Raw genomic sequence first — 25,422 nt, forward strand, 5'->3', positions numbered from 1 at the left:
CAGCGATGTCCCCTAACCCCGCTCATGTCGAGCGAAGTCGAGACATGTTGGCTGGGCGTTGGGGAACGTGTCTCGACTTCGCTCGACACGAGCGGAGTGGGGATATGACGTCGTCATGCCGATAGCACTTGCCCTCGGCGGAGGCGCGGCGCTCGGCTGGGCGCATATCGGCGTGCTGCGCGGGCTGGAAGAGGCGGGGGTCGATGTCGGCGGGGTCGCAGGCACCTCGATCGGGGCGCTCGCGGCGGTGAGTTTCGCGGCGCGGCGGCTTGATACGCTGGAGCATATTGCGCGCACCGCCGGCTGGCTGCGCATCCTCTCCTTCCTCGATCTGCATATGAAGCCGGGCGCGTTGCTGGGCGGGCGGACGATCCAGCGTGAATTGCAGCTCCATTTCGGCGAGATGCGCTTTCAGGATTTGTGGATGCCCGCCGCCACGGTCGCCGCCGATCTGACGACGGGTGAGGCGGTGATCGCCGATCGCGGCTTCGTCGTCCCATCGATCATGGCGTCGATGGCGATCCCCGGCCTGTTCCGCCCGGTGCGCACCGACGGGCGCGTACTGGTGGATGGCGGGGTGGTGGCGCCGGTGCCCGTTTCGGCGGCACGCACGATCGCGCCGGGCATGCCGGTCGTCTCGGTCAACCTGCAGGGCGATTATCTGGGCCGCAAGCGCGTCTCGGTGATCCGCGAAAAGCCGGCTGGCGCGCATTCGACGATGGCGGTGGTGCGCGCGTCGACGATGCTGCTGATGTCCGAACTGGCGCGCGCCTCGCTCGCGATCGATCCGCCCGATCTCGCGCTCACCTTGCCGGTCGGGCATGTCGATATCCACGATTTCACCAAGGCGGACTCGCTGATCGAAATCGGGCGCCAATCGGTGATCGAGGCGCTGCCCGCGATCCTCGATCTCGCCGCACGGCGGGTTAAACCGCGCGTCTGATCGCGTGCTGGCGGGTTTGTCCGCCACGCGAACGAAGTGACGGGCTCCCTTTGCGGGAACCGATCGGAACATCCAACGTTCATCCTGACCATAATCGCGCGCTGCGGTGCAGCGATATTGTGCACAAAAAACAGGCAGGGATTAACTTTCGGGCAGAAGCGCGCGCTTCTGCGGCCGACGCTGCCTCATTTGTGACAGTCCGGAGTCAGCGGAATCAAGGACTCCCTCAATTGGCACGGTTGTTGCGAGGCAACGTCGGGCTGAAAAGAGGGAGGCGGAATGAAACTCGTCATTGCCATCATCAAGCCGTTCAAGCTGGACGAGGTGCGTGAAGCTCTCTCGGGCCTGGGCGTGCAGGGCATGACCGTGACCGAGGTCAAGGGCTTCGGGCGGCAGAAGGGTCAGACGGAAATCTACCGTGGGGCCGAGTACAGCACGAACATGGTGCCGAAAATCAAGATCGAGGTCGCGACGACCGACGATCTGGCCGCGCGCGTCGTGGAGGCGGTGCAGCAGTCGGCGAACACCGGCGCGATCGGCGACGGCAAGATCTTCGTTCTCGACATCGCTCAGGCCGTGCGCATCCGCACCGGCGAGACCGACGACGTCGCGCTCTAAGGAAGGGGGAAAGATGAAACTGTCCAACAAGATTGCGACGGGACTCGGCACCCTTGCCGTGACCGCGCTGACGGCGATGCCCGCCTGGGCACAGGAGGCTGCCGAAGCCGCCGCGCCGGTGCCGAACAAGGGCGATACCGCCTGGATGATGGTCTCGACCGTCCTCGTTCTCGCGATGATCCTGCCGGGCCTGCAGCTGTTCTACGGCGGCCTCGCGCGCTCGAAGAACATGCTTTCGGTGATGACGCAGATCGGCGGCGCGGCTGCGCTCGCGATGATCATCTGGGTCATCTACGGCTACACGATGGCCTTCGGCCCCGATGCTTCGGAATCGCTTAAGCCCTTCATCTCGAACTTCGACAAGCTGTTCCTGGCGGGCGTTACCCCGGACAGCACCGGCGCCACCTTCACCGACGGCGTCGTGATCCCCGAATATGTGTTCATCGCCTTCCAGATGACCTTCGCCGCGATCACGGTCGCGCTGGTCCTCGGTTCGGTGGTTGAGCGCATCAAGTTCTCGGCGGTGCTCGTCTTCGCCCTGATCTGGCTCACCATCGTTTACTTCCCCGTCGCGCACATGGTGTGGGCGGCCGGCGGCCTGTTCTTCGAAATGGGCGCGCTGGATTTCGCGGGCGGTACCGTGGTGCACATCAACGCCGGCGTCTCGGCGCTGGTCGCCTGCATCATGCTGGGCAAGCGCATCGGCTATCCGAAGGAAGTCATGGCGCCGCACTCGCTGACGCTGACCTTCGTCGGCACCGGCCTGCTGTGGGTGGGCTGGTTCGGCTTCAACGCCGGCTCGGCGCTCGAAGCGAACGGCTCGGCCGCGCTTGCGATGATCAACACCTTCGTCGCCACCGCCTCGGCCGCTCTGGCCTGGCTGGTCGTCGAAAAGCTGTTCGGCCACAAGCCGTCGGCCCTGGGCTTCTGCTCGGGCGTCATCGCCGGCCTCGTCGCCGTCACGCCTGCGGCCGGTAACTCGGGTCCGTTCGGTGCGATCGTGCTCGGCGCCGTCGCCTCGCTGGTCTGCTACATCTTCGTTGCGAAGGTGAAGCCGGCGCTCGGCTATGACGACTCGCTCGACGCCTTCGGCATCCACGGCATCGGCGGCATGATCGGCGCGATCGGCACCGGCATCGTCTATGCCCCGTCGCTCGGTGGCCCGGGTGGTGCGGACTTCGATATGGGCGGTCAGCTGGTCACCCAGGTTCTCGCGGTTGTCGCCACCATCGTGTGGGCCGCGATCGGCACCGCCATCGCGATCTTCATCGCCAAGCTGGTCACCGGCCTGCGCGTCAGCCCCGAAGTCGAGGTCGAAGGCCTCGATCTCGGCGAGCATGGCGAGCGCGCCTACAACTCTTAATCGAATTGGGGCCGCCCGAAGCGGCGGCCCCTCCAGACGTTCCTCCTGCGAACGCACTCGGGCCGGTGGGGCAACCTACCGGCCCTTTTTTTGTTTAAGGCGGGATCATGATTACCGTCGCGAGCTACAATATCCGCAAAGGGCTGGGCACCGACCGGCGGCGCCAGCCGCAACGCGTGCTCGATGTGCTGCATGAGGTTCACGCCGATGTCGTGGCGCTGCAGGAGGCCGATCGCCGCTTCGGCGCGCGGCAGAGCGCGTTGCCGCCCGAACTGATCGCGGCGCATGGCGAGTATCGCCCGGTGCCGTTCGATATCCGACCCGGTGGCCTCGGCTGGCACGGCAATGCGATCTTGGTGAAGAAGCCGGTCGATATCCTCGATTTCGAGCCGATCCATCTGCCGACGCTCGAGCCGCGTGGCGCCGTCCTCGCCGAACTGCGCGTCGGCGGGCGCGAGTTGCGCGTGGTGGGCATGCACCTCGATCTGTCGGGCCTGTGGCGGCGGCGGCAGGTGCGCGCGATCATCGCGCATGTGAAGGGGCGCCGGCATCACATGCCGACGGTGCTGATGGGCGACCTCAACGAATGGTCGCTCCACGGCGGCTGCATCCGCGACTTCATGGTCGATCACCGAGTGGCGGCGACAGGGCGCAGTTTCCACAGCCGCCGCCCGATCGGCTGCCTCGACCGGATCGTCACCAGCAACGACATCCACGTCGTTTCGTGCGGGGTCCACGTCTCGGATCGCGCGCGGCTGGCGAGCGATCACCTGCCGATCTGGGCGCGGGTGACGTTGCCCTGATCTCCCCTTCACGGGAGATGCTGAAAGTTTCCTATAGGAAACTTTTGCCGGTTGGGATCAGCGCGGCGCCATGAACGGCCGCACGGGCGAGACATCATAGCCGGCCGCTGCGGCCTTGCGGGCGATCTCGTCGGCATCGCCGCCCTCGGCGGCCGACGCCAGCGCCCACAGCAGGGTCGATCGCGTACCCGAACGGCAGAAGGCGAGGACCGGGCCGGTCGCTTCGGCCATCACCTTGCGCATCGCATCGACCTGCGGGATCGAGAAACCGGCATGGGTGATCGGGATCGCGACGTAGGCGAGGCCCGCTTCCTTCGCGGCGGCCTTGATGGCGTCGCCCGCCGGCTGGCCGTGTTCTTCTTCCTCGGGCCGGTTGTTGACGATGGTGGTGAAGCCCTGCGCGGCCGCCGATGCGACGTCCTCGGGCTGGATCTGGCCGAACACCGAGATGCTGTCGTCGATCTTGCGGAACATGGAGCGTCCTCCCTCAGCTATGCGATCGGATGACGTCCAGGAAGGCGTCACCATATTGGTCGAGTTTCTTGGCGCTTACGCCGGAAATCTGCGCGAGGCCACCCGGCGTTTCGGGGCGCAGCCCCGCCATTTCGCGCAGGGTCGCGTCGAGAAAGACGACATAAGGCGGTACACCCTGCGCCCGCGCCAGATCGCGGCGCAACGCACGCAGCGCGTCGAACAGGGGATCGGGCGGATAATCCTGGCCCGTCGCGCGGTCCTTGCGGCGGCGTTCGCGCTTGGGCGGCAGGACGATCGCCAGCCCTTCCTCGCCCTTCAGGATCGGGCGTGCGGCGGGGCCGAAGCTCAGCCCGCCATAATCGTCGGCGCGCAAAGCATCGCGCGCGAGCAAAGCGCGCGCGACCGGCTTCACCAGCCGCAACTCTTCCTCGTCGGCAATGCCGAATACGGAGAGGCGGTGGTGCCCGGCCGCCAGTATCTTGTCGGTTTCCTTGCCCGCCAGAACGTCGCTGAGATGGGTGACGCCGTAGCGCATCTCGGTACGGAAGGCGGCGGAGAGCAGTTTCTGCGCGACCACGCTGGCGTCGACCGACGAGGGCGGGGCAAGGCAATTGTCGCAATTGCCGCAGCGTTCGGGCGGCTCCTCACCGAAGTGACGCAGCAGGATCGCGCGGCGGCAGGTGGGCGCCTCGACCAGCATCGCCATAGCGTTCAGCCGCTGGCGCTCGCCTGCGCGGCGGCTCTCTTCGACGTCGGTTTCGATGCGGCGGCGGGCACGGGCAAAATCTTCGGCGCCCCAGAAGAGGTGGGTGGTCGCGGGATCGCCGTCGCGGCCCGCACGACCGGTTTCCTGATAATAAGCCTCTATCGACTTGGGCAGGCCGGCATGCGCGACAAAGCGGACGTCGGGCTTGTCGATCCCCATGCCGAAGGCGACGGTCGCGACCATCACCATATCCTCGCTCGACACGAATGCCTTCTGATTGGCGGCGCGCACGGCGGGGTCGAGGCCGGCATGATAGGCACGGGTCGCGCGGCCGGCGGTGGCGAGTTGCGCCGCCAGTTTCTCGGTCGCGTCGCGAGTGGGGGCATAGACGATGCCCGATCCCTTATTCTCGGCCAGCACCTCGGCCAGCTGGCGGCCGATCCCGTCGCGGGGCGTGATGCTGTAGCGCAAATTGGACCGGTCGAAGCCGGCGAGGATCAGCCCGTCCTCGGGAATGCCCAGCTGGGTCAGGATATCGGCGCGGGTATGGTTGTCGGCAGTGGCGGTGAGGGCCAAGCGGGGGACGTCGCCCAGCATCTCGGTAAAGCCGCGCAGCATCCGGTAATCGGGGCGAAAGTCATGGCCCCATTCGGACACGCAATGCGCCTCGTCGATTGCGATCAGGCTGAGCTTCGCGCGCTGGACGAGGCGACGGAAGCCCTCGGTCGAGGCACGTTCGGGCGCGACATAGAGCAGGTCGAGATCGCCGCGGATGAAGCGGTCCATCGTCTCGTCGCGATTGTCGTCGGCGCTGGTAAGTGCTGCGGCGCGGATGCCCGCGGCGGTGGCCGACCGCACCTGATCGTGCATTAGCGCGATGAGGGGCGAGACGACGAGGCCGGTGCCGTCGCGGCAGAGCGCGGGGATCTGATAGGTGAGCGACTTGCCCGCGCCCGTCGGCATGACGGCCAGCGTGTGTTCGCCCGCCATCACCCGATCGATCACGTCCGCCTGCCGGCCCCGGAACTGGCTATATCCGAAGGTCGATCGCAGGGCTTCGAGAGGGGCGGGCATGTCCGCCGTCTAGCGGCGGCGGCACGCGCGCGCCACCCTCGTTAACGGCGGACGATCGGTCGGGGTGGGCCGTCGCCACCGGCAGAATCGCTGTCGAAATCTTCGGCACCGCCGCCACCGCCGGCCGATGCGCCGCTGCCGATCACGACGCCGCTGCCCTCTTGCGGTGCTCGCCGCCCACGATTCTCTTCTGCGCTCAATCCGCGCGTCTTGATGGCCGGACCCGGTTCAAGCGAGAAGCGGTCCGCATCATCTTCGTCGGCGATGAAGTCTTTCGTGGCGTCCATGATCTCTCTCCTTCGCGCATCAACGCTTGGAAGATGCGATCGCCGCGTCATCCGTCCCGGTAGCGGCTCGGCTCAGACTTCGGCCAGCTCGCGCTCGTGCGCCTGTCGGCGCCACAGGTCGGCATAGGTGCCGTTCTGCGCGAGCAGGGCGGCGTGGGTGCCGCGTTCGATCACCTGGCCGGCGTCCAGCACGACGATCTCGTCGGCGTGGACGATGGTGGAGAGGCGGTGGGCGATGACGATCGTGGTGCGCCCGGCCTCGACCCCGCGCAGGGTCGCCTGGATGCCCGCCTCGGTGCGGCTGTCGAGCGCGCTGGTCGCTTCGTCGAGGATCAGGACCGGTGGATCCTTCAGCAGGGTGCGCGCGATCGCGACACGCTGCTTCTCGCCGCCCGACAGCTTCAGTCCGCGTTCGCCGACTGTGGTGTCGTAACCTTGCGGCAGCGAGAGGATGAAGTCGTGGATCGCCGCGCCCTTGGCCGCGCCCTCGATCTGCTCCTGCGTCGCGCCTTCGCGGCCATAGCCGATATTGTAGCCGATCGTGTCGTTGAACAGCACCGTATCCTGCGGGACGATGCCGATCGCTGCGCGCAGCGACGTCTGGCTGACGGCGGCGATATCCTGCCCGTCGATCGTGATGCGCCCGCCGGTCACGTCGTAGAAGCGGTAGAGCAGGCGCGCGAGGGTGGACTTGCCCGCGCCCGAATGGCCGACGACGGCCAGCGTCGCGCCCGGCTTCACGTCCAGGTCGATGCCCTTCAAAATCTGCCGTTCGGGATCATAGGCGAAGCGCACATTTTCGAAGCGCACCGCGCCGCCGGTGACGGCGATCGGCGGGGCGTGGGGCACGTCCTTCACCTCGGCGGGGGTGTCGACCAGGCCGAACATCGCCTCCATGTCGATCAGGCCCTGGCGGATCTCGCGATAGACCATGCCGAGCAGATCGAGCGGGCGGAAAAGCTGCGACAGGAGCGTGTTGACCAGGACGACGTCGCCGGTGGTGAACTGTCCCCGGCTCCAGCCCCAGACCGTAAAGCCCATCGCGCCGGCCATGATCAGATTGGTGATCAGCGACTGGCCGATATTGAGGATGGCGAGCGAGCGTTCGTTCTTGGTCGCGGCCTTGGCATAGGCGGCGACGGCCTTGCCGTAATTGGCGGTCTCGCGATCCTCGGCGCTGAAATATTTGACCGTCTCGTAATTGAGCAGCGAGTCCATCGCCCGCGCGCTGGCCTGCGTATCGTGTGCGACCATCTCGCGCCGCACGCGGGTGCGCCATTCGGTGACGGTGCGGGTGAAGCCGATATAGGCCGCGACGAAGACGAGCGTCGCCAGCACGAGACCCAGCCCGAAGCGGACGTAGAAGATCACGCAGACCGCCGCGAGTTCGATCAGGGTCGGCGCGATGTTGAACAGGAGGAAGTAGAGCATCGTATCGATGCTCTTGGTCCCGCGTTCGACGATCTTGGTCAGCGCGCCCGATCGGCGTTCGAGGTGGTAGCGCAGCGACAAGGCGTGGATGTGACGGAACACCTGCACCGCGAGCCGCCGGCCCGCATCTTGCCCCACCGTTTCGAACACGGCGTTGCGGATATTGTCGAACAGCACGCCGCCGAAGCGCGCGCCCGCATAAGCGACGACCAGAGCGACCGCGAGGCCGACGGCCGGCTCCATCCCCGGCGCCATCCGGTCGACCGCGGCCTTATAGGCGAAGGGCATCGTCAGCACCGCCGCCTTGGCCGCGAGGACGAGCAGCATGGCGATGCCCACGCGCGCCTTCATCCCCGGCGCATCGGCAGGCCAGAGATAGGGAAGAAAGCGGCGGAGGGTCGCGAAACCCTTTTCGGGGTTGGGCTGATCGGGGCGTTCGGGTGGCATTGCGCCTTAGATAGGGTGGTGCGGCGGCTTAGACTAGCTCCTCCCCGGAACGGGGAGGGGGACCGCGAAGCGGTGGAGGGGGCGGGAGGCTGGGTGCGGCGCTTGTGGCGAACCCCCTCCGTCGCCTTCGGCGCCACCTCCCCGTATCGGGGAGGAGCTGGAAAAGATCAGCTGCGGCTGAGCGGGGTGATCGTGTGGACGGCGATGAGGTTGCGGCCGTAGCGTTCGCCTTCGACCGAAACTTCCTGCTCGACGAGGTGGAGCGGGATGCGGTCCATTTCCAGCCACATGCGGCGGCCGTTGGCGCAATGGAGCGCGTAGCAGCTATCCTGCAGGATCAGCCGGCCCGTCTCACGGCACTGCGATATCGTCCGGTCCATCATCGGATAGCTCCCAGGCTTTTCGCCCTCAGCGCCATCCCCTCCTGAGAAAGGAGGATGACTCGGGGTGAACCTGCTGACAAGCCGGCCGGGGCCGAAACTCGGGGACTGTTGCGGCGGTGCAACGCCGGGGCGTTCTACTGCCCGGTCAGGCGGCGGGCGAAGTGGATTTCGACAGCCTTGCGCACGCCTTCGGCCACCGCCTTGCGATAGCCGGAGGAGAGCAGCAGCTTCAGATCCTCGTCATTCGAAATATAGCCGGTTTCGAGCAGGACCGAGGGAACGTCGGGCGCCTTGAGGACGATCAGGCCCGCGAACTTGTGCGGATTGTCCTTCATCTTCACGCCTTCGGACATTTCGCGCGCCAGCAGATTGGCGAAGACCGAGGAGATGTTCATCGTCTCGCGCTGGGCGAGGTCGATCAGGATCGAGGAGACCTCGTTATTCTCGCCGCCCAGATCGACGCCGTTGAGGATGTCGGCGCGGTTTTCCTTGGCCGCGAGCTGCGCCGCGACGCGATCCGACGCGACTTCGGACAGGGTGTAGATGCTCGCACCGCGCGCCGCCGCATTGGGCGCGCTGTCGCAATGGACCGAGATGAACAGATCGGCCTTAAGGCGGCGCGCGATCTCGCGCCGTTCGCCGAGCACCAGGAAACGGTCGTCCGAGCGGGTGAGCGCCACGCGCACGCGGCCCGACGCGGTCAGTTCGTCGCGGATCGCCTTGGCGATGGCGAGGGCAACGTCCTTCTCCTGCTTCGATCCGTCCGAGGAGGAGGAGCCGGGATCGTGGCCGCCGTGGCCCGCATCGATCACGACCAGCGGACGGTTGCTGCCCTTCGCGCCGGACACGGTGGGAACGGGGAGGGGCTTGGGCGGATCGAGCGGAACGGTGATGCCGCCCGGCTGGCTGGGCGCCTTGGCCTGCGCGCCCGGCGCGATGCCGAACAATTGGCGGCCTTTGCGTACAGCCTTGGCGAAGAGGTTTTCGGACACCGTCTTCAGGCTGATCGTCAGCGTCTGATGATCGGGCGAGAAATCGGCGCCGCTGACGACCGCCGGTTCCTTCAGCTCGAACACGATCCGCGCGGTGGTGGGATCATACTGGCCGTGGCGGGTCGATGCGATCAGCCCGCCCGACGCCTGGATGCGGCCCATCCGCGTGTTCGGCAGATCGACGGCGATACGCTGTGGCCCGTTCAGGACGAAGGCGGATGCGGTGGCGACCGGCTTGTCGAAGCGCACGATCACCTGCGTGGTCGCGATGTCGACACCGGTGATGATTGCGCCCGCCATAGCCGGCGCGCCAAGCAACAGTGCGGCAAGACCGATAAGCAGCCGAACGAGCGAGACCCTAGATTTCGACACCATCCGCCCTGCAACCCGGCCCCTTCTTGCTGGGGTCCGCTTGTCCTTTAACCCTTTCGGACCCATCTTTGTCCAGAGTCTGCTGTGGGTTGCGGGCGTTGGGATCGGGTGCTAGCACAGTTTGTCCGATCCCGGGACGCCGCAAAGACAAGCGCGGCACGCTATCCCGGTCGGCCCGTGGCGGATGCCGTTCCGGTAGTCCGCACAATAGGTTGACGATCGCATGGGTTATTTTTCGCCTTACCACCACGACCGACGCGACAGCGTCGGCGCGTGGGGCGAGGCCTTCATTCCGGCGCACCGCGTCGGAAATGACCCCGCGACGGCTGCAAGTGACTTTCACGCCACCGCGATGCCGCAGGCTGCCGAACCGGCAAGCGCGCGCATTGCCTCACTTTTTTCTGAACATCGTGCGCCGACGGGCGGCCTTGCCGGCCCGCGCGCCTGGAGACCATTAAATGACAACCCGCATGCTGATCGACGCGCGCCACCGGGAGGAAACCCGCGTGGCCGTCGTCAAGGGGAACCGCATCGAGGAATTTGACTTTGAGTCTGCTGAAAGGAAGCAGCTCAAGGGGAATATCTATCTCGCCAAGGTAACGCGCGTTGAGCCGTCGCTGCAGGCGGCCTTCGTCGATTATGGCGGCAACCGCCACGGCTTCCTCGCTTTCAGCGAAATCCACCCGGATTATTATCAGATCCCCAAGGAGGATCGCGAAGCCCTTCTGCGTGAAGAGGCCGAGCACGCCGCCGAGGAAGAGGCGCTGCGCGCCCGCGAGGAGGAAGACGAGGACGACGTCTCCGAAGACGACATCGAACGTTACGAGGACGATGGCGGCGCGGAAACGCGCGAGGATCTGGGCGACGACGAGGAAGATCGTCCCGCGCCCAAGCCGCAGTCGACCGGCGGCAGCGACGATGCCGTGGAGAATCTGCGCCAGAAGCGCATGAACCTGCGCCGCCGCTACAAGATTCAGGACGTGATCCGCCGCCGTCAGGTGCTGCTGGTTCAGGTCGTGAAGGAAGAGCGCGGCAATAAGGGTGCGGCGCTGACCACCTATTTGTCGCTCGCCGGCCGTTATTGCGTGCTGATGCCCAACACGTCGCATGGCGGCGGCATTTCGCGCAAAATCTCGAACGCTGCCGACCGCAAGCGCCTGAAGTCGATCATGGCGGAGATGAACCTGCCGCGCACGATGGGCTGCATCGTCCGCACCGCGGGCCTCCAGCGCACCAAGGCGGAGATCAAGCGCGACTTCGATTATCTGGCGCGCCTGTGGGACGAGATCCGCGAGAATACGCTGGGGTCGAGCGCGCCCGCGCTCATCTATGGCGACAGCGACCTGATCAAGCGCGCGATCCGCGATATCTACAACAAGGATATCGACGAGGTGATCGTCGAGGGCGAGGAGGGCTATCGTCAGGCCCGCGCCTTCATGAAGCTGCTGATGCCCAGCCACACCAAGAAGATGGTGGCCTATGCCGATGCGGTGCCGCTTTTCCAGCGGTTCGGTGTCGAGGATCAGCTGGCGGCGATGTATCAGCCGCTGGTCCAGCTCAAGTCGGGCGGCTATCTGGTGATCAACCCGACCGAGGCGCTGGTGTCGATCGACATCAACTCGGGCCGGTCGACCCGCGAACATAATATCGAGCAGACCGCGACCGCGACCAATCTGGAAGCCGCGCACGAAATCGCGCGTCAGCTGCGCCTGCGCGACATGGCCGGGCTCGTCGTCATCGACTTCATCGACATGGAGCATGGCTCCAACGTCCGTAAGGTCGAAAAGGCGATGAAGGAGGCGCTGAAGAACGATCGCGCCCGCATCCAGGTGGGGCGCATCTCCAGCTTCGGCCTGTTCGAAATGAGCCGTCAGCGCCTGCGCACCGGCGTGCTCGAGGCATCGACCCGCCAGTGCCCGCATTGCGAAGGCACCGGCCTGGTCCGCACCGCATCGTCGGCGGGCCTTTCGGCTCTCCGCATGCTGGAAGACGAGGCCGCCCGCGGCCGCGGTTCACGCCTGCTGCTGCGCGCCAGCCAGGAAGCGGCGCTCTACGTCCTCAACCGCAAGCGCGCCGAGATCAGCGAGATCGAGGATCGCTATGGCGTCCTGATTGAAATCCTGTCGGACGGCACGCTGGAAGGCGCGCGCATGACGGTCGAGGCCGGCGGCCCGCCGCCGAGCCACGCGCCGAAGATGCCCGCTCTGCCGCTCATCATCGACGAAGATGATGACGAGGAGATCATCGAGGACGAGATCGACGAAGAGGATGAGGAGGAAGCCGGCGAGGCTGGCGATCGCGAGGAAGGTCGCGATCGCGAAGGCCGTGGCCGCAACCGTCGTCGTCGTCGCCGTCGTGGCGGCCGCCGCGATCAGGAATCGAACGGTGAGGCCGTCGAGGCCGAAGCCGGCGAAGGCGCCGAAGAGGGCGAGGAAGGCGAAGATGCCGCCCCCGCCGCCGAGGGCGAAGAGGGTGGCGAGCGTCGTGGTCGCCGCCGTCGCGGTCGTCGCGGTCGCCGCCGTGGCAACGGCAATGGTGACGCTGCGGTCGAGGCCGACGGCGAGGAAGCTGGCGAAGCCGCCGAGGCCGAGCCGGTTGCGGCCGAACCCGAGGCTGTCGAAGCCGTCGAGGCGCCTGCGCCCGTCGAGGAGGAGGCTGCGCCCAAGGGCCGCCGTCGCCCCCGCGCCCGCAAGACCGCCGAACCGGCTGTCGAGGCGCCCGTCGAAGCCGCTCCCGAGCCGGTCGTCGCCGAAACGCCTGCCGAGCCGGTAGCCGAGGAGGCCCCGGCCAAGCCGAAGCGTACCCGTCGCAAGGCGGCCGCCAAGGATGAGGCGCCGGTCGAGATCGCCGAACCGTCGGTCCCGGTGGTCGAAGCCGCCCCGGCTGCGGAAGAAGCCCCGGCCAAGCCGAAGCGCACCCGTCGCAAGGCGGCCGCCAAGGACGAAGCGCCGGTCGAGGCGGAAGCTCCGGCGGTGCCCGAAGTCGCGGCCGAGCCTGCTCCCGCCGCAGAGGCTCCGGCCGATCCGGCTGCCGAGGAAGCGACCGATGGGCCGCCGCGTCGCGGCTGGTGGCAGCGGACCTTCGGCGCCTGACGATGATCGCGCGGCCGGGCAGCTTTGGCGCGCCCGGCCGCCGCTTCATCGCCTGTTCACGGCCTATGGGTGAAAGGGCGTAGCATGGGGCTGTTCTCGTTCGCCTGGCGCAAGCCGATCGCCCGTTTTGCCGTGGCCACCCTCGTCTCGCTGGGCCTCGCGACCCAGCCGGTCGCCGCGCAGAGCATCTTGCGCGATACGGAGACCGAGGCCTGGCTCAAGGACATTTCGACGCCGATCATCGCGGCGGCGGGGCTGCAGCCTTCCAATGTCGACGTCGTCCTGATCGGCGACAAATCGATCAACGCCTTCGTCGCGGGCGGGCAGGTCGTCTATATCCATAGCGGCCTGCTGGAGGCCGCCGACACCACCAACGAAGTCCAGGGCGTCATCGCGCACGAACTGGGCCACATCACCGGCGGCCATGTCATCCGCGGCGCCGAGGGCGCGAAGGCGGCGACGGGGATCACCCTGCTTTCGCTGCTGGTCGGCGCGGCCGCGATGGCGGCGGGCGCGGGCGATGCCGGCATGGCGGCGATGATGGCCGGGCAGCAGGCGGCGCTCGGCAAATATCTCGCCTTCTCGCGCACGCAGGAATCGAGCGCGGACGCCGCCGGTTCGGGTTTCCTCGAAAAGGCCGGCATTTCGGGCAAAGGCATGCTCAGCTTCTTCCAGAAGCTGCGCAAGGAGGAGTTCCGCTACGCCTCGACCTACGCAGATATCGATCCCTTCATGCAGACCCACCCGATGTCAGGCGATCGCGAGGAAAATCTGCGCGGCGATATCATGCGGTCGGCGGCCTATAACAAGGCGACCGATCCCGCGCTGGAGGAACGCTTCAAGCGCGTGAAGGCCAAGCTGATCGGCTATATGGACGATCCGACGACGGCGCTGCGCAAATATCCCGAGAAGGATCAGAGCATCTACGCCCATTATGCGCGGGCTTATGCGTGGCATCGCGGCGCCTATCCCGACAAGGCGGTCGAGGAAGCGAACAAGCTGGTCGCGGCGAAACCCGACGATCCCTATTTCCTCGAACTCAAGGGGCAGATCTTGCTCGAATCGGGCAAGCCCAAGGAGGCGCTGGCGCCGCTCAGGCAGGCGGTCGCCGGATCGCGCAACGCGCCGATGATCTCCGCGCTGCTCGGCCACGCCTTGCTTGCGACCGAGGATCGCGAAAATCTCAAGGAAGCGCGCGACGTGCTCAAGGTGTCGGTCGCGCGTGATCGGGAAAATCCCTTCGCCTGGTACACGCTCGGCAGCGTCTATGCGGGGCTGGGCGACGAACCGCGCGCGCGGCTCGCCACCGCCGAGCGTTATGCGCTGATCGGGCAGGAACGGCTCGCGCAATCGAGCGCCGAAGCCGCGATGCAGGGTATCCCGCGCGGCACATCCGATTATATCCGGGCGGAAGATATCGCGCTCTCCGCGCGATCGGCGGCCCAGGACAGGAAACGGCGTTGATCGATTTCGAAATGCTAAAACGACACCGCTGGACCATCTTCGCCGCATCGGCCGGCCTTGCCGCCTCGATCGCGGTCGCCGCCACGCTCGCCCCGTCGAGCAACCCCGCCGCCTCCCTGCCCGCGCGCGACAAGGCGGCGATCGAGGCGGTGGTGCGCGAGTATATCCTCGCCCATCCCGAGATCATTCCGGAAGCGATCGAGCGGCTGCGCGACAAGCAGTCGGCCGATGCCTATGCCCGCAACAAGGCCGCGCTCGAAAAGCCGTTCGCCGGAGCCTGGGCGGGGGCGGAGGACGGCAAGATCGTCGTCGCGATGTTCAGCGATTATGCCTGCGGTTATTGCCGCGCGAGCATGGCCGACGTCACGCGGCTGATCGCCGACAATAAGGACGTGAAGTTCGTCTGGCGCGAGATCCCGATCCTGGGGCCGGGCAGCGACGTGGCCGCGCGCGGCGCGCTCGCCGCCGCCCTTCAGGGCAAATATCGCGACTTCCACAGCCGCATGTTCGCGGCGGGCCGCCCCGACGAAGGGCGCGTGACCGACGCGTTGAAGGCCAGCGGCGTCGATCTCGCCCGCGCGCGCACCGACATGGCGAGTGCCGCGGTCGCCAGCGAAATCCGCAATAATCTCGCGCTCGCCGGTGAGATCGACGACAGCGGCATCGCGACGCCCACCTTCGTGATCGGCGGACAGGTGCTGAAGGGCGCGGTCGGTTATGACGCGCTCAAGGCCGCCGTCGCCAAGGCGCGCAAGAGCTGACCCTTTCCAGCGTCATCGCCACTCGCTAGAGCCTGAGCCGTGAGCCGCCTGTCGTTCCTCCGCAATCCGTTGCCCGCGTGGCGCGATCAGGTGCGTTTCCTGTGGGGATTCCGCACCTGGCGCTGGACCGGCTATCTGCTGTGGACCGCGCTGATCGGCTGGATCGCGATCTGGTTCCTGTTCGCGCGCGGGCTGCCGACGGCCGATGCGCTGCTCGCCTATCAGACGCCTCTGCCCACCAATGTCCGCGACGTGGATGGCGAGCCGATCGCCGATTTCTCACGCGAGCGGCGCGTGCAGCTCAATTATGACGAGTTTCCCCCGATGCTCGTCCACGCTTTCCTGTCGGCGGAGGACAAGACCTTCTTCAGCCATCCGGGCGTCGATTTCGGCGGGCTTGCGGGCGCGGTCTGGGATTACACCACCAAGCTGGGTTCGGGCCGGCGCGCCAAGGGCGGTTCCACGATCACGCAGCAGGTGGCGAAGAACCTGATCGTCGGCGACGATTATTCGATCGCGCGCAAGGTGCGCGAAGCGATCCTCGCCTTCCGCATCGAAGGCGCGCTGACCAAGCAGCAGATCCTCGAAATCTACCTCAACCAGATATTCCTCGGCCGGAACGCTTATGGCGTGCAGTCCGCCTCGCGCGCCTATTTCGCGAAGGACGTCGCCGACCTCACGCTGCCCGAAATCGCCTATCTCGCGATCCTGCCGAAGGCGCCGTCCAATTATACGGTCGAGCGGCACGCCGAACGCGCGCTCGATCGGCGCAATTATGTGCTGCGCCAGATGGAGGAAAACGGCTTCATCACCGCCGCGCAACATACCGAGGCGGCGAACGCGCCTTTGGGCATCGTGCCCCGCTACGCGCTCAAGCCCAGCGTCACCGGCTATTATATGGAGGAGGTGCGCCGCCAGCTGATCGACCGCTTCGGCGAGAATGCCGATGATGGCGCGAACAGCGTCTATGCGGGCGGGCTGTGGGTGCGCACGTCGTATAGCGGCACGGTGCAGGACGCGGCGGAAAATGCGCTGCGCGACGGCCTGTCGCGGTTCGAGGCGGGGCGCGGCTGGAACGGGCGGCTGGCCAAGATCGACGTGTCGGGCGACGATTGGCCGCGCGCGCTTTCCAACGCCAATATCGGTGCGGGCTATTCCAGCTGGAAGCCCGCCGTGGTGCTGTCGCGATCGGGCTCCACCGCCGAAATCGGGTTCGAGGATGGCAGCAAGGGCACGCTTCCCAGTTGGGGCGCGACGATGCCCAAGGCCGGGGTCGGCGGCCGCGCCTTCGATTTCCTGAAGCCCGGCGACGTCATCGTCGTGAAGGGCGATGGCGAGAATTACACGCTCAAGAGCATCCCGCGCATCTCGGGCGGCATGGTGATTGAGAACCCGCATACGGGCCAGGTGCTCGCGATGCAGGGCGGCTGGGATGCGCGCGGCAGCTCGTTCAACCGCGCGACCCAGGCGGAGCGGCAGCCGGGATCGACCTTCAAGCCCTTCGTCTATGCCGCAGCACTCGACAACGGGATGACGCCCGCGTCGATCATCATCGACGGACCGTTCTGCGTGTTCCAGTCGGCGCGGCTGGGGCAGAAATGCTTCAAGAATTTCTCGGGCGCCAATGCCGGGCAGCAGACGATGCGCTGGGGTGTCGAACAATCGCGCAACCTGATGACGGTGCGCACCGCCAGCCAGATCGGCATGGACAAGGTGATTCACACCGCCGACGTGATGGGCGTGGGCAAATATCCGCCATATCTGGCCTATGCGCTGGGTGCGGGCGAGACCACCGTGATCAAGATGGTCAACGCCTATTCGATGTTCGCCAATCAGGGGCGCGCGCTGCAACCGACGCTGATCGACTATGTGCAGGATCGCAACGGCAAGCTGATCTGGCGCGCGGACAAGCGCGTCTGCGAAGGCTGCAACATGCCGCGCTGGAACGGGAAGGCGATGCCGCGCCCGCCGATCCGGCAGAAGCAGGTGATCGACGCGATGACCGCGTACCAGATGCTCCACATCATGGAAGGCGTCGTCCAGCGCGGCACCGCGACCGCGCTGCGCGATCTCGGCCGCCCGATCTTCGGCAAGACGGGCACGTCGAACGGCCCGACCAACGTCTGGTTCGTCGGTGGCTCCGCCGACATGGTGGGCGGGCTCTACATGGGCTACGACAATCCGCGTTCGATGGGCGGCTATGCGCAGGGCGGCACCATCGCGGCGCCGATCTTCCGCTCCTTCGCGGCGAAGGCGATGAAGGACATGCCGGTCGTGCCGTTCCAGGCGCCCGCCGGCATCCGCATGATCCGCATCGATCGCAAGTCCGGCCGCCGCGTCTTCGGCGCGTGGCCCGACAACAGCTATTATTCGTCGGTGATCTGGGAAGCCTTCAAGCCCGAAAGCGAACCGCGCCGCACGATCCGCCGCGAAGAAATCGCCGCCGACAAGAAGGCGACGGCGCGCGCCACCAGCGACAGCGAGTTCCTCGAAGGGCAGGGTGGGATTTACTAGATTTCCGTCATCCCGGCGGAGGCCGGGATCTCAGGAGACTTGCGCGCGCCCTCTTCGCTGAGATCCCGGCCTCCGCCGGGATGACCGATTCAACAGACCGGCTTCGCCACGCCCGCTTCCTTGATGATGTGCAGCGGGCGCTTGCCCCAATAGCTGATCTCGATCGAGACGCGCACCGGCGATCCGGGGCGGGTATAATCCTCCACCTCGCCGCGCCCGCCCGATCCTTTCAGGCAGCTGTGCCAGCCATGCTGTTTCAGCACCTCGCCGACCGAGAGCACCGCATTCTGATCGCGATCGTGCCAGATCGTCAGCCGATCGAAGCCGCCGCCGCCATCGCTGCCGACCAGATCGATCGCGGCGCTATATGGCCCCTGGCCCAGCATCATCAGATTGGAGCGGCGGCATCGCATCGACACATTGTCGGCGATGCACGCGGTGAAGCCGGCCTTGTGCGCGTCGGCCAGCTTGCCGGCGATCGGCACGCCATCGAACATCTCGCGCGGCGGCGGCGTCCGTTGCGGCGAACAGGCCGATAGCAGGATCAAGGCCAGCAGGGGCGCACGGCGCGACATGGTCCCACGCTATAGCCGGCACACCTTCCGTCAAGGAGGGGGCTGGCGCGGGCCTGCGAAATCTCTATCTAGGCGCCTTTCCCGGCAGACAGGCCGGCTACACGCCCGGAGACCAGAATATGCGCGCCGAAGCGCAAGCCCATGTCGATCAGATCAACCAGGCGATGGCGCTCGTGCGCCGTTTCCTCGACTGGGATCGTGCGCTCCGCCGCCTCGACGAACTCAACAACCGCGTCGAGGATCCCAAGCTGTGGGATGACGCCAAGGCCGCGCAGGAAGTGATGCGCGAGCGTCGCCGGCTCGACGAGGCGGTCACCGCGGTCAAATCGATCGAAACCGAGCGCGACGACACGGTCGAGCTGATGGACATGGCCGAAGCCGAAGGCGATGACGGCCTGGTCGACGACGGCGTCAAGGCGCTGGCGGCGCTGGCCGAACGTGCGGAGAAGGACAAGATTTCGGCATTGCTCGCGGGCGAAGCCGACGGCAACAACAGCTATATTGAGGTCAATGCCGGCGCCGGCGGCACCGAGAGCCAGGACTGGGCCGGCATGCTCCAGCGCATGTATTCGCGCTGGGCCGAGCGCCGCGGCCTCAAGGTCGAACTGGTCGATTACCATGCGGGCGAGCAGGCGGGCATCAAGTCCGCGACCCTGCTGGTCAAGGGCGAGAATGCCTATGGCTATGCCAAGACCGAGAGCGGGGTTCACCGCCTCGTCCGCATCTCGCCCTACGATTCGGCCGCGCGCCGCCACACCAGCTTCGCGTCGGTCTGGGTCTATCCGGAGGTCGACGACGATATCGATATCGAGGTGCTGGAAAAGGATCTGAAGATCGACACCTATCGATCGTCGGGCGCGGGTGGTCAGCACGTCAACACCACCGATTCGGCGGTGCGCATCACGCACGTTCCGACCGGCATCATCGTCGCCTGCCAGAACCAGCGTTCGCAGCACAAGAACAAGGCCGAGGCGATGAAGCAGCTGAAAGCGCGCCTCTACGAACAGGAATTGCAGAAGCGCGAGGCCGAGGCGATGGCGGGCTATGCCGCCAAGACCGAGATCGGCTGGGGCCACCAGATCCGGTCCTACGTCCTGCAGCCCTATCAGATGGTGAAGGACCTGCGCACCGGCGTCACCTCCACCGCGCCGTCCGACGTGCTCGACGGCGATCTCGACAAGTTCATGGCCGCCGCCCTTTCGCAGCGCGTGACGGGCGAGAAGGTCGATGTCGAGGATGTGGACTGATCCGACCTAGGCGATCCGACTACAGACCGGATCGCCGCAAAGGCCGATAAGCGCATCACCTTGGGATGCGGGATGATCGGTGATGCAGGTTTCGGGCATAGGCGCAGCCGCCTTTCGATCGCCGGGCGTGTTCGATGGCGTCGCCGCGACGCGCGAACTTTCGCGGCCCGCCGAACCCGCGACGATCGCGCCCGCCGCACGGCCCGAACCCGCCTCCAGCAGCAATGCCGAACTGCGCGCACACGCGCTGATGGCGCAGGACGTCTATAATGACCGGGCAAGCCCGCCGGCCGGCTATCGCACGGCCAGCACGGCGGAGCTGAAGGAACTGGGCCTCGATCCCGCCATGCTCGCGCGCGGCGATTTCCGGGCGCGGGTCTATGTCGGCGGGACGGCGGACAACCCCACTTACACGATCGCTTTTCGCGGATCGCAGAGCGCGGGCGATTGGGTGACGAACCTGCGCCAGGGCGTGGGCATGGATTCGGTCCATTATCGACAGGCGCTGGAGATTGGCGAGCGGATCGGGCGATCGGATCTGGCCGGCAAGGTCGACTTCACCGGCCACTCGCTGGGCGGCGGGCTGGCTTCGGCGGCGGCGCTGGCGGCGGGTCGGCCGGCCGACACGTTCAACGCGGCGGGCCTCAGCGACAAGACGATCGAACAGGCGGCCGCGATCCGGGGTGATGCGGGCGGATCGCGGCCGCGTGTCGACGCCTGGTTCGTGCGCGGCGAAGTGCTGTCGGGTGCGCAGGATGGCGGCGATCGGGTCGCGGGCTTCGTGCTGGGCGGCATTCCGGGCGCGCTGCTGGCCGATGCGCCGCCGGCTTATGGCGTGCGTCACGGGCTTGACGCGCAGGCGCCCGACGACAAGAACTGGGTCGAACGCCACAATCCGGTCGACAAGCATGGGATGGACTGGGTGCTCAACAGCCTGCCGCATTGATGATCGTCGGATGGATCGGCAGGGCCGGCGCGATCATAGTCGGCACGATGTTCCTCGCCACGGCCTGCGCCCCCGGCCGGGCCTGCCATCCGGAGACCAATGTGCAGTTGCCTGACGAGCGCAAGGTGTTGGGCGCGGTTACGAACGGGCAGGCGGGGCGCGATCTCGCCGCCGCCATCTTCGCGGGCGATGCCGACGATGTTCGCCGCCGCCTGACGCGCGATCCGCAACTCGCATCGACCCATGTGCCCCCGGTCGCCTATCCCGATTTCGCACCCGATGGGCAGTTTGGCGACCTGTTGACCTTCGCGGTGGCGCGCTGCGACGGATCGATGCTCGATACTTTGCTGGCGCTGAAGGTGCCGCCCGCCATTCAGGGCGATGCGCTGACCTTGGCCATCGCCACCCGCGCGCACGATCTGGCCGAAAAGCTGCTGGCGGCGGGCGCCGATGCGAATGGCGGGAAGGGCAGTCCCCGCGTTCCTCCGCTGGTGACGGCGGCCGAACATGAAGATGTCGATGCCGCAAACCTGCTGCTGCGCCACGGCGCCGATCCCAATGCCCGCGATGGGGCGGATATTACCGTGCTGCAGACGGTGGTGGACGCCGATTCGATGCAGGTGGCCGAGGCGCTGATCGCGCATGGTGGCGATCCCTGGGCGGTCAGCGCGGGCGGCGCGATCCCCGCGCGGGGCATCTGGGAGCCGTTGCGGATCGGTTCACCTGCCGAGGAGGCTGCGCGTCAGCGTCTGATCGCCAAGCTCCAGCGCAAGGGCGCGCCGTGGCCGCCGCCCGATCCCAAGCAGGTGTCCGCGATGGTCCGCGACGGCGCCTGGCCGCCGGCCGGGCTTAAGCCCTAAATCTCGTCATAGCTGAACAGCCAGAGGCTCGATGCCTGTCCGCTCGCCTTGTCGCCGGTGCTGTTGAGCCGGCCGACGGCGGTGTAGCGGCTGCCATCCTTGATCTTGCCCGATGGCATCAGCGGGGCGAGGCGGGGGGAGACGTAGAGGATCACGTCATGCCCGTCGTCGGTCGTCATGCTGACCGCGGTGTAGCCGAGCGGGCCGCCGATCAGCTTCGGATTGACCTGCCCGATGCCGGTGGGTGGCGACAGGCTGGTGATCTTGCCGCTGATCCGGATCAGATTGCCCAGCGGCTGATCGGTCTTGGGATCGAACGGCCGCTTGGTCTTCATCCGATCGTCGTTGACCGCCTTATAATGGTCCATCAGCGCGCCGAGCGTGGGATATTGGATCGTCCACTTGGTCCGTTCGGCATTGAACAAGGTGCCGTTGAAGACCGAGAACAGGCTGTCGGTCCACGTCTTGCAGCCATCGGCATCGTCGCAATAGCGCCAGCCATTGTCGATCCAGCTGAGCAACTGCTTCTTGGGATCGGAGAATTCGGCCTCCTTGGCGAGACCGGGGCCATAAGCGACCGCCGCCTGCTTCTGGCGCGGGGCGACCACGACGACCGCGCCATTGCCGACGTCGAGCTTGCCGATGCGCAACTGCCGCATCATCGCCCAGGCATAATCGTCGGCCGACATGCCCTTCAGATCGTTGACGACCAGGAAGGTCATCTCGACCCCGGCATCCTTCGCCAGCGCGCGGAGCTTGTCCTCCATCGGCTTTACGCGCGCGGGATCGAGCTTGCCCGTCTCGTCGACGACGAAGCGGCCATATTTGAACGGGATCGATCCGGGCTTTGGCAGAACGATCGGCGCGGTCGCGGCCGCCGGCACCACGACGGCGGGTGGCGCCGTGGGGGGCGTTACTGCGGGCTGGGCAGCGGGCGGAGACGCGCCGCCACCTTGCGCCTTCGCCTCGTTCCAGCCTTGCCGGATCGCATCGGCGCGGGATTGCTTGTCGGGATGGGTCGGCGTGCCGTGGTTGGTGCCCATCGCCAGGATCATCTGGGTCGCGGCGTCGATCGGCGCGCCCATCTTCTGCAGCACGAAGCCGCTGAACTTGTCGGCCTCCAGCTCGATCTCGGGCCGGCTGCCGCCGGGGACGATCGTGTGGCCGGACAGATGGTGCGCGATTTCGTGCGCCATGATGCTCATCGGCCCCCACTGGCTGCCCTTCGCCGTCTGCTGTGCCATCGCCATGAAATTGGGGTTGAAGGCGATCACGCGGCGGGAAATCCGGTTCTGATCGAGCATGATCACCGCCGCCGCGTTCGGCACCGGGCCGGATACGACGACGAAGTTGGCGGGCAGGCCGGTAAAGCCCATGATCCGTTTCACCGACATCGAACAGTCGGCGGGGGCATTGCCGTTGAGCGATGCGGGCGCGGCGTTCACCGGCTCGCCATCATAGGAACAGGCCTGGAGCGTGGAGGCGATCGCTTCGACCCTGTCGCCGCCGGTAATCTGCGCGGCGGTCTCGGCATCCTTGGAATCGCAGCCTGCCAGCAGAAGTGCGGCCGAGGCCGTCGAGAGCATCCAGGTCCGTCGCATCAGGCCACTCCTTGGTATGATTGGGGGGGTGATTATCGGGTCACGAGCCACAGGATCGCCATCGCGTAGAGGCGCAGCAGCCCCCACGCTAAAGCGGCGTAGATCAGGCAGGCGATCAGCCAACGCAGCCATTCGCGCCGCAGATCGATCAGGAAGAACTGGCGATAGGCGATCGCGACGATGCCCAACTTCACGATCGGCATGTACGCCTGCGACGCGGCCTTGTGCGCCAGGACGAAGCCCGCATCGCGCCAGATCAGGGTCGGCAGCATATTGGCGATGATGACAGCCAGGATCAGGCACTGGACGTAGATCGCCAGCACCGCATGCTCGATCCAGTTATAGCCGAGCCGCCCGTAGAGGCCGATCCATGATCCGAAAAAGATCGCGAAGATGCCGATCGAAAAGGACCAGTTGGCATAGGCCATCACCCGCGCGGCCATCCGATCGACATCGGTGTCGCGAAAGGCATAGACGCCGAAATATTTGTTGATGGCGAGCATCAGGACGAGCGCGGCGACCAACGCCACCAGCAGTTTGAGCGGGTGCATATACGCGGTCCGCCGGCCCATCACATATTCGCGCGCCACCCGGCCGGGGCCGGTGACGAGATGGCGCAACGTGCGGGTCAGCTGAAACTCGAACCAGCGGACCCGATCCCACCCCTCACGCCCGATATCGCGCCACGCGAAGCGCGCCGCCGCCTTCTGCCCGCACTGCCCGCAAAAGGGCGTGTCGATCGCGGCACCGCAATTGAGGCAGGTTGTGGCACCGAACCAGGCGGGGTCGACGGGGCCATCGGGAATCTGCGCGCGCGGACTCTCCTTGGTCTCGAACACCATGTCGACCGCCCGGCGGAAGATCAGCATTGCCGCTCCTCGTCTGCGCTTTCCTTTCAGGAAAACACCGCAGACGGCGCGGGGTTTCACCGGGCAGGCGGAAGGCGGCCGCTATTTGGCGGCGCGGACCTGTTGCAGCAGCTGTCGCGCGCGTTCGGCATTGCCGTTGTGCGGGTTGGTCGCGATCGGCACGAGTGCGATCTCCGCCTCGGCTTTCCGCCCCTTGGCATAGAGCGCGGCCGCCGCGTCGATCGCGATGTCGCCGACCAATGGGGCGAGTTCGTGCGCGCTTAAAAGCTGGTCGACCGTCGCGTCGGCGACCTGCCCGGCGGGCGACAAGCTTGTCTGCGCCAGCCGATAGACGGCGGTGTAATAGGCCGGGTCGGCGGCGGCGGCGCGTTTGAACCAGGGATTGGCCGCCGCATAGAGTTCGGCGCGGCGAGCATCGTCCTTGCGCCCCGCATAGAAATCGACCGTGCCGCGAATATAGAGCAGTTCGGCATTTTCGGGATCGGCGGCGAGCAACTGATCGATGATCGCCATGCCCGTCGCCTTGTCGCCCCCGGCAATCTCGGCGCGGCCCAGAACGCGCCTTGCATAGGGATCGTCGGGATAAAGTGCGGCGGCCTTGCGGATCGCGGCGACGAGCGCGGGCTCGCGCGCCGACGGGACCACCCCGATCATAAGCGCGGCATGGGGCAGCAGCAGATCGTCGGCCGATTGCGGCAGCGTGCGGATCGTGATTGCCGCCTGCGGCCCGACCGGACGCGGCATCGCGCCATAGGGGATGCCGGCCGTCATGTAGCGCTTCAGATGGGCTTCGAAGGCGTCATGATCGATGCCGAACGCGGCCTTGAACGCCTCTGCTTCGGGCACTTCGCGCTGCAGGTCGGCCAGATAGCGTGTCAACGCCGCGCGACGCCCCTCGTCGGCGAACAGATAATGCACGATCAGCCAGCTTTCGGCGTAGAATTGCGCCATTTCCGCGCGGTTCGTGCAGCATTTTCCGGAAAGGATGCGGTCGACCGGCAGCCACGTCCCGCGCAGCAGATCGGCCGCGCGCCCCGGATTGTAGCGGCCGATCTCGATCCGATCGCCGTCGGCCTTCGCCGTCATCACATATTCGGCGAAGCCTTCGTTGAACCAGCCGGGATAGTAGGCCGGATAGTAACGTGCGGTGAAATGGTGGGCATATTCGTGCAGCAGCACCTGCTCACCGCCCAGCCCCGGCTGGCCGCTGCGCACCGCGAAGGCCGCCGTGCCGCCGACGCGCGCACGATAGAAGCCGAGCACGCCCGGCGGCACCGGCTCGACGATCGCAAGATCCTTCGGCGATTTGACCAGATAGACCTTGAGCGGCGCGCGCGATGGCGGCGCGATCGTGCCCGTCAGCGTGCGCAGGATCTGATCGTAATTTTCGAGCAGCGCCACCGACTTGCGCAGATCGCCCTCACCACCGTCGCTATAGACGATGAAGTTGGGCGATCGCGCCTCGATCCAGCGCGCCTGCAGTGTCGCGGGCGCGATCAGGCAAAGCAGGGCGATGAATCGGGCGAGGTGCGACATGGCGCATCATTGTTGCCATTGCGAAACATTCGCAATCGAGATTTCATCAATCCCGATGCCGCAC

General features: G+C 66.5%; 21 protein-coding genes. 11 read left to right on the forward strand and 10 right to left on the reverse strand.

The window, feature by feature from the left end; translation table 11 throughout:
* The first annotated feature begins 115 nt into the window (after positions 1–115).
* The 4 genes from EOD43_RS14745 to EOD43_RS14760 all read left to right on the forward strand — a co-directional run bounded on the left by EOD43_RS14745 (position 116) and on the right by EOD43_RS14760 (position 3,727).
* Positions 116–943, forward strand: coding sequence for a patatin-like phospholipase family protein (locus EOD43_RS14745; RefSeq protein ID WP_127744814.1), 828 nt, complete (start codon positions 116–118; stop codon positions 941–943).
* A 279-nt stretch (positions 944–1,222) separates the two neighbouring features.
* Complete coding sequence (locus EOD43_RS14750; protein WP_127744815.1) at positions 1,223–1,561, forward strand: P-II family nitrogen regulator; 339 nt, start codon at positions 1,223–1,225, stop codon at positions 1,559–1,561.
* A gap of 13 nt (positions 1,562–1,574) precedes the next feature.
* Positions 1,575–2,924: an ammonium transporter gene (locus EOD43_RS14755; protein ID WP_127744816.1), complete on the forward strand. Its 1,350-nt coding sequence runs from the start codon at positions 1,575–1,577 to the stop codon at positions 2,922–2,924.
* 107 nt (positions 2,925–3,031) lie between these two features.
* Positions 3,032–3,727 carry an endonuclease/exonuclease/phosphatase family protein gene (locus tag EOD43_RS14760; RefSeq protein ID WP_127744817.1) on the forward strand — a complete coding sequence of 232 codons (696 nt, stop codon included), beginning with the start codon at positions 3,032–3,034 and terminating at the stop codon, positions 3,725–3,727.
* A gap of 57 nt (positions 3,728–3,784) precedes the next feature.
* On the opposite strand, the gene EOD43_RS14765 is transcribed toward EOD43_RS14760, so the two are convergent.
* From EOD43_RS14765 to EOD43_RS14790, 6 genes are all read right to left on the reverse strand, one after another.
* On the reverse strand, positions 3,785–4,201 hold the full coding sequence (locus EOD43_RS14765; protein ID WP_127744818.1) for a protein tyrosine phosphatase family protein: 417 nt from the start codon (positions 4,199–4,201) through the stop codon (positions 3,785–3,787).
* Between the two features lie 13 nt (positions 4,202–4,214).
* Positions 4,215–5,981: a DNA helicase RecQ gene (recQ, locus tag EOD43_RS14770; protein ID WP_127744819.1), complete on the reverse strand. Its 1,767-nt coding sequence runs from the start codon at positions 5,979–5,981 to the stop codon at positions 4,215–4,217.
* A gap of 41 nt (positions 5,982–6,022) precedes the next feature.
* On the reverse strand, positions 6,023–6,268 hold the full coding sequence (locus EOD43_RS14775) for a hypothetical protein (RefSeq protein ID WP_127744820.1): 246 nt from the start codon (positions 6,266–6,268) through the stop codon (positions 6,023–6,025).
* A 72-nt stretch (positions 6,269–6,340) separates the two neighbouring features.
* Entirely contained in the window at positions 6,341–8,146 is a 1,806-nt protein-coding gene (locus EOD43_RS14780; RefSeq protein WP_127744821.1) for an ABCB family ABC transporter ATP-binding protein/permease, read from the reverse strand.
* 167 nt (positions 8,147–8,313) lie between these two features.
* Complete coding sequence (locus EOD43_RS14785; RefSeq protein WP_127744822.1) at positions 8,314–8,529, reverse strand: DUF5818 domain-containing protein; 216 nt, start codon at positions 8,527–8,529, stop codon at positions 8,314–8,316.
* A gap of 134 nt (positions 8,530–8,663) precedes the next feature.
* Entirely contained in the window at positions 8,664–9,821 is a 1,158-nt protein-coding gene (locus tag EOD43_RS14790) for an N-acetylmuramoyl-L-alanine amidase (RefSeq protein ID WP_240653253.1), read from the reverse strand.
* A 530-nt stretch (positions 9,822–10,351) separates the two neighbouring features.
* Between EOD43_RS14790 and EOD43_RS14795 the strand changes: the two genes are divergently transcribed.
* From EOD43_RS14795 to EOD43_RS14810, 4 genes are all read left to right on the forward strand, one after another.
* The gene (locus tag EOD43_RS14795) at positions 10,352–12,985 is read left to right on the forward strand and encodes an Rne/Rng family ribonuclease (protein ID WP_206363567.1); all 2,634 of its coding nucleotides are present in this window, start codon (positions 10,352–10,354) and stop codon (positions 12,983–12,985) included.
* 84 nt (positions 12,986–13,069) lie between these two features.
* On the forward strand, positions 13,070–14,449 hold the full coding sequence (locus EOD43_RS14800; protein WP_127744824.1) for a M48 family metalloprotease: 1,380 nt from the start codon (positions 13,070–13,072) through the stop codon (positions 14,447–14,449).
* A complete protein-coding gene (locus tag EOD43_RS14805; protein WP_240653254.1) occupies positions 14,446–15,210 on the forward strand; it encodes a DsbA family protein in 765 nt (254 codons plus the stop codon). Before EOD43_RS14800 ends, EOD43_RS14805 begins: the two co-directional genes overlap by 4 nt.
* Before the next feature lie 39 nt (positions 15,211–15,249).
* The gene (locus EOD43_RS14810) at positions 15,250–17,724 is read left to right on the forward strand and encodes a penicillin-binding protein 1A (RefSeq protein ID WP_127744825.1); all 2,475 of its coding nucleotides are present in this window, start codon (positions 15,250–15,252) and stop codon (positions 17,722–17,724) included.
* An 89-nt stretch (positions 17,725–17,813) separates the two neighbouring features.
* On the opposite strand, the gene EOD43_RS14815 is transcribed toward EOD43_RS14810, so the two are convergent.
* A complete protein-coding gene (locus tag EOD43_RS14815; protein WP_127744826.1) occupies positions 17,814–18,299 on the reverse strand; it encodes a hypothetical protein in 486 nt (161 codons plus the stop codon).
* A 119-nt stretch (positions 18,300–18,418) separates the two neighbouring features.
* Between EOD43_RS14815 and prfB the strand changes: the two genes are divergently transcribed.
* The 3 genes from prfB to EOD43_RS14830 all read left to right on the forward strand — a co-directional run bounded on the left by prfB (position 18,419) and on the right by EOD43_RS14830 (position 21,352).
* Positions 18,419–19,546 carry a peptide chain release factor 2 gene (gene prfB / locus EOD43_RS14820; protein WP_127744827.1) on the forward strand — a complete coding sequence of 376 codons (1,128 nt, stop codon included), beginning with the start codon at positions 18,419–18,421 and terminating at the stop codon, positions 19,544–19,546.
* Positions 19,547–19,628: 82 nt separating this feature from the next.
* The gene (locus tag EOD43_RS14825; protein WP_476712814.1) at positions 19,629–20,492 is read left to right on the forward strand and encodes a Tle-like phospholipase domain-containing protein; all 864 of its coding nucleotides are present in this window, start codon (positions 19,629–19,631) and stop codon (positions 20,490–20,492) included.
* On the forward strand, positions 20,492–21,352 hold the full coding sequence (locus EOD43_RS14830; protein WP_127744829.1) for an ankyrin repeat domain-containing protein: 861 nt from the start codon (positions 20,492–20,494) through the stop codon (positions 21,350–21,352). The genes EOD43_RS14825 and EOD43_RS14830 overlap by 1 nt, the downstream gene beginning before the upstream one ends.
* Here the strand turns inward: EOD43_RS14830 and EOD43_RS14835 are convergent.
* The 3 genes from EOD43_RS14835 to EOD43_RS14845 all read right to left on the reverse strand — a co-directional run bounded on the left by EOD43_RS14835 (position 21,349) and on the right by EOD43_RS14845 (position 25,358).
* Positions 21,349–22,953 carry a TPM domain-containing protein gene (locus EOD43_RS14835; protein ID WP_164857249.1) on the reverse strand — a complete coding sequence of 535 codons (1,605 nt, stop codon included), beginning with the start codon at positions 22,951–22,953 and terminating at the stop codon, positions 21,349–21,351. The genes EOD43_RS14830 and EOD43_RS14835 overlap by 4 nt on opposite strands.
* 32 nt (positions 22,954–22,985) lie before the next feature.
* On the reverse strand, positions 22,986–23,822 hold the full coding sequence (locus tag EOD43_RS14840; RefSeq protein ID WP_127744831.1) for a DUF3667 domain-containing protein: 837 nt from the start codon (positions 23,820–23,822) through the stop codon (positions 22,986–22,988).
* An 81-nt stretch (positions 23,823–23,903) separates the two neighbouring features.
* Positions 23,904–25,358 (reverse strand): tetratricopeptide repeat protein, encoded by a 1,455-nt coding sequence (locus EOD43_RS14845; RefSeq protein WP_127744832.1) that lies wholly within the window; start codon positions 25,356–25,358, stop codon positions 23,904–23,906.
* Positions 25,359–25,422 lie beyond the last annotated feature (64 nt).

The organism is Sphingomonas crocodyli, from assembly GCF_004005865.1.
GTDB classification, from domain to species: Bacteria; Pseudomonadota; Alphaproteobacteria; order Sphingomonadales; family Sphingomonadaceae; genus Rhizorhabdus; species Rhizorhabdus crocodyli.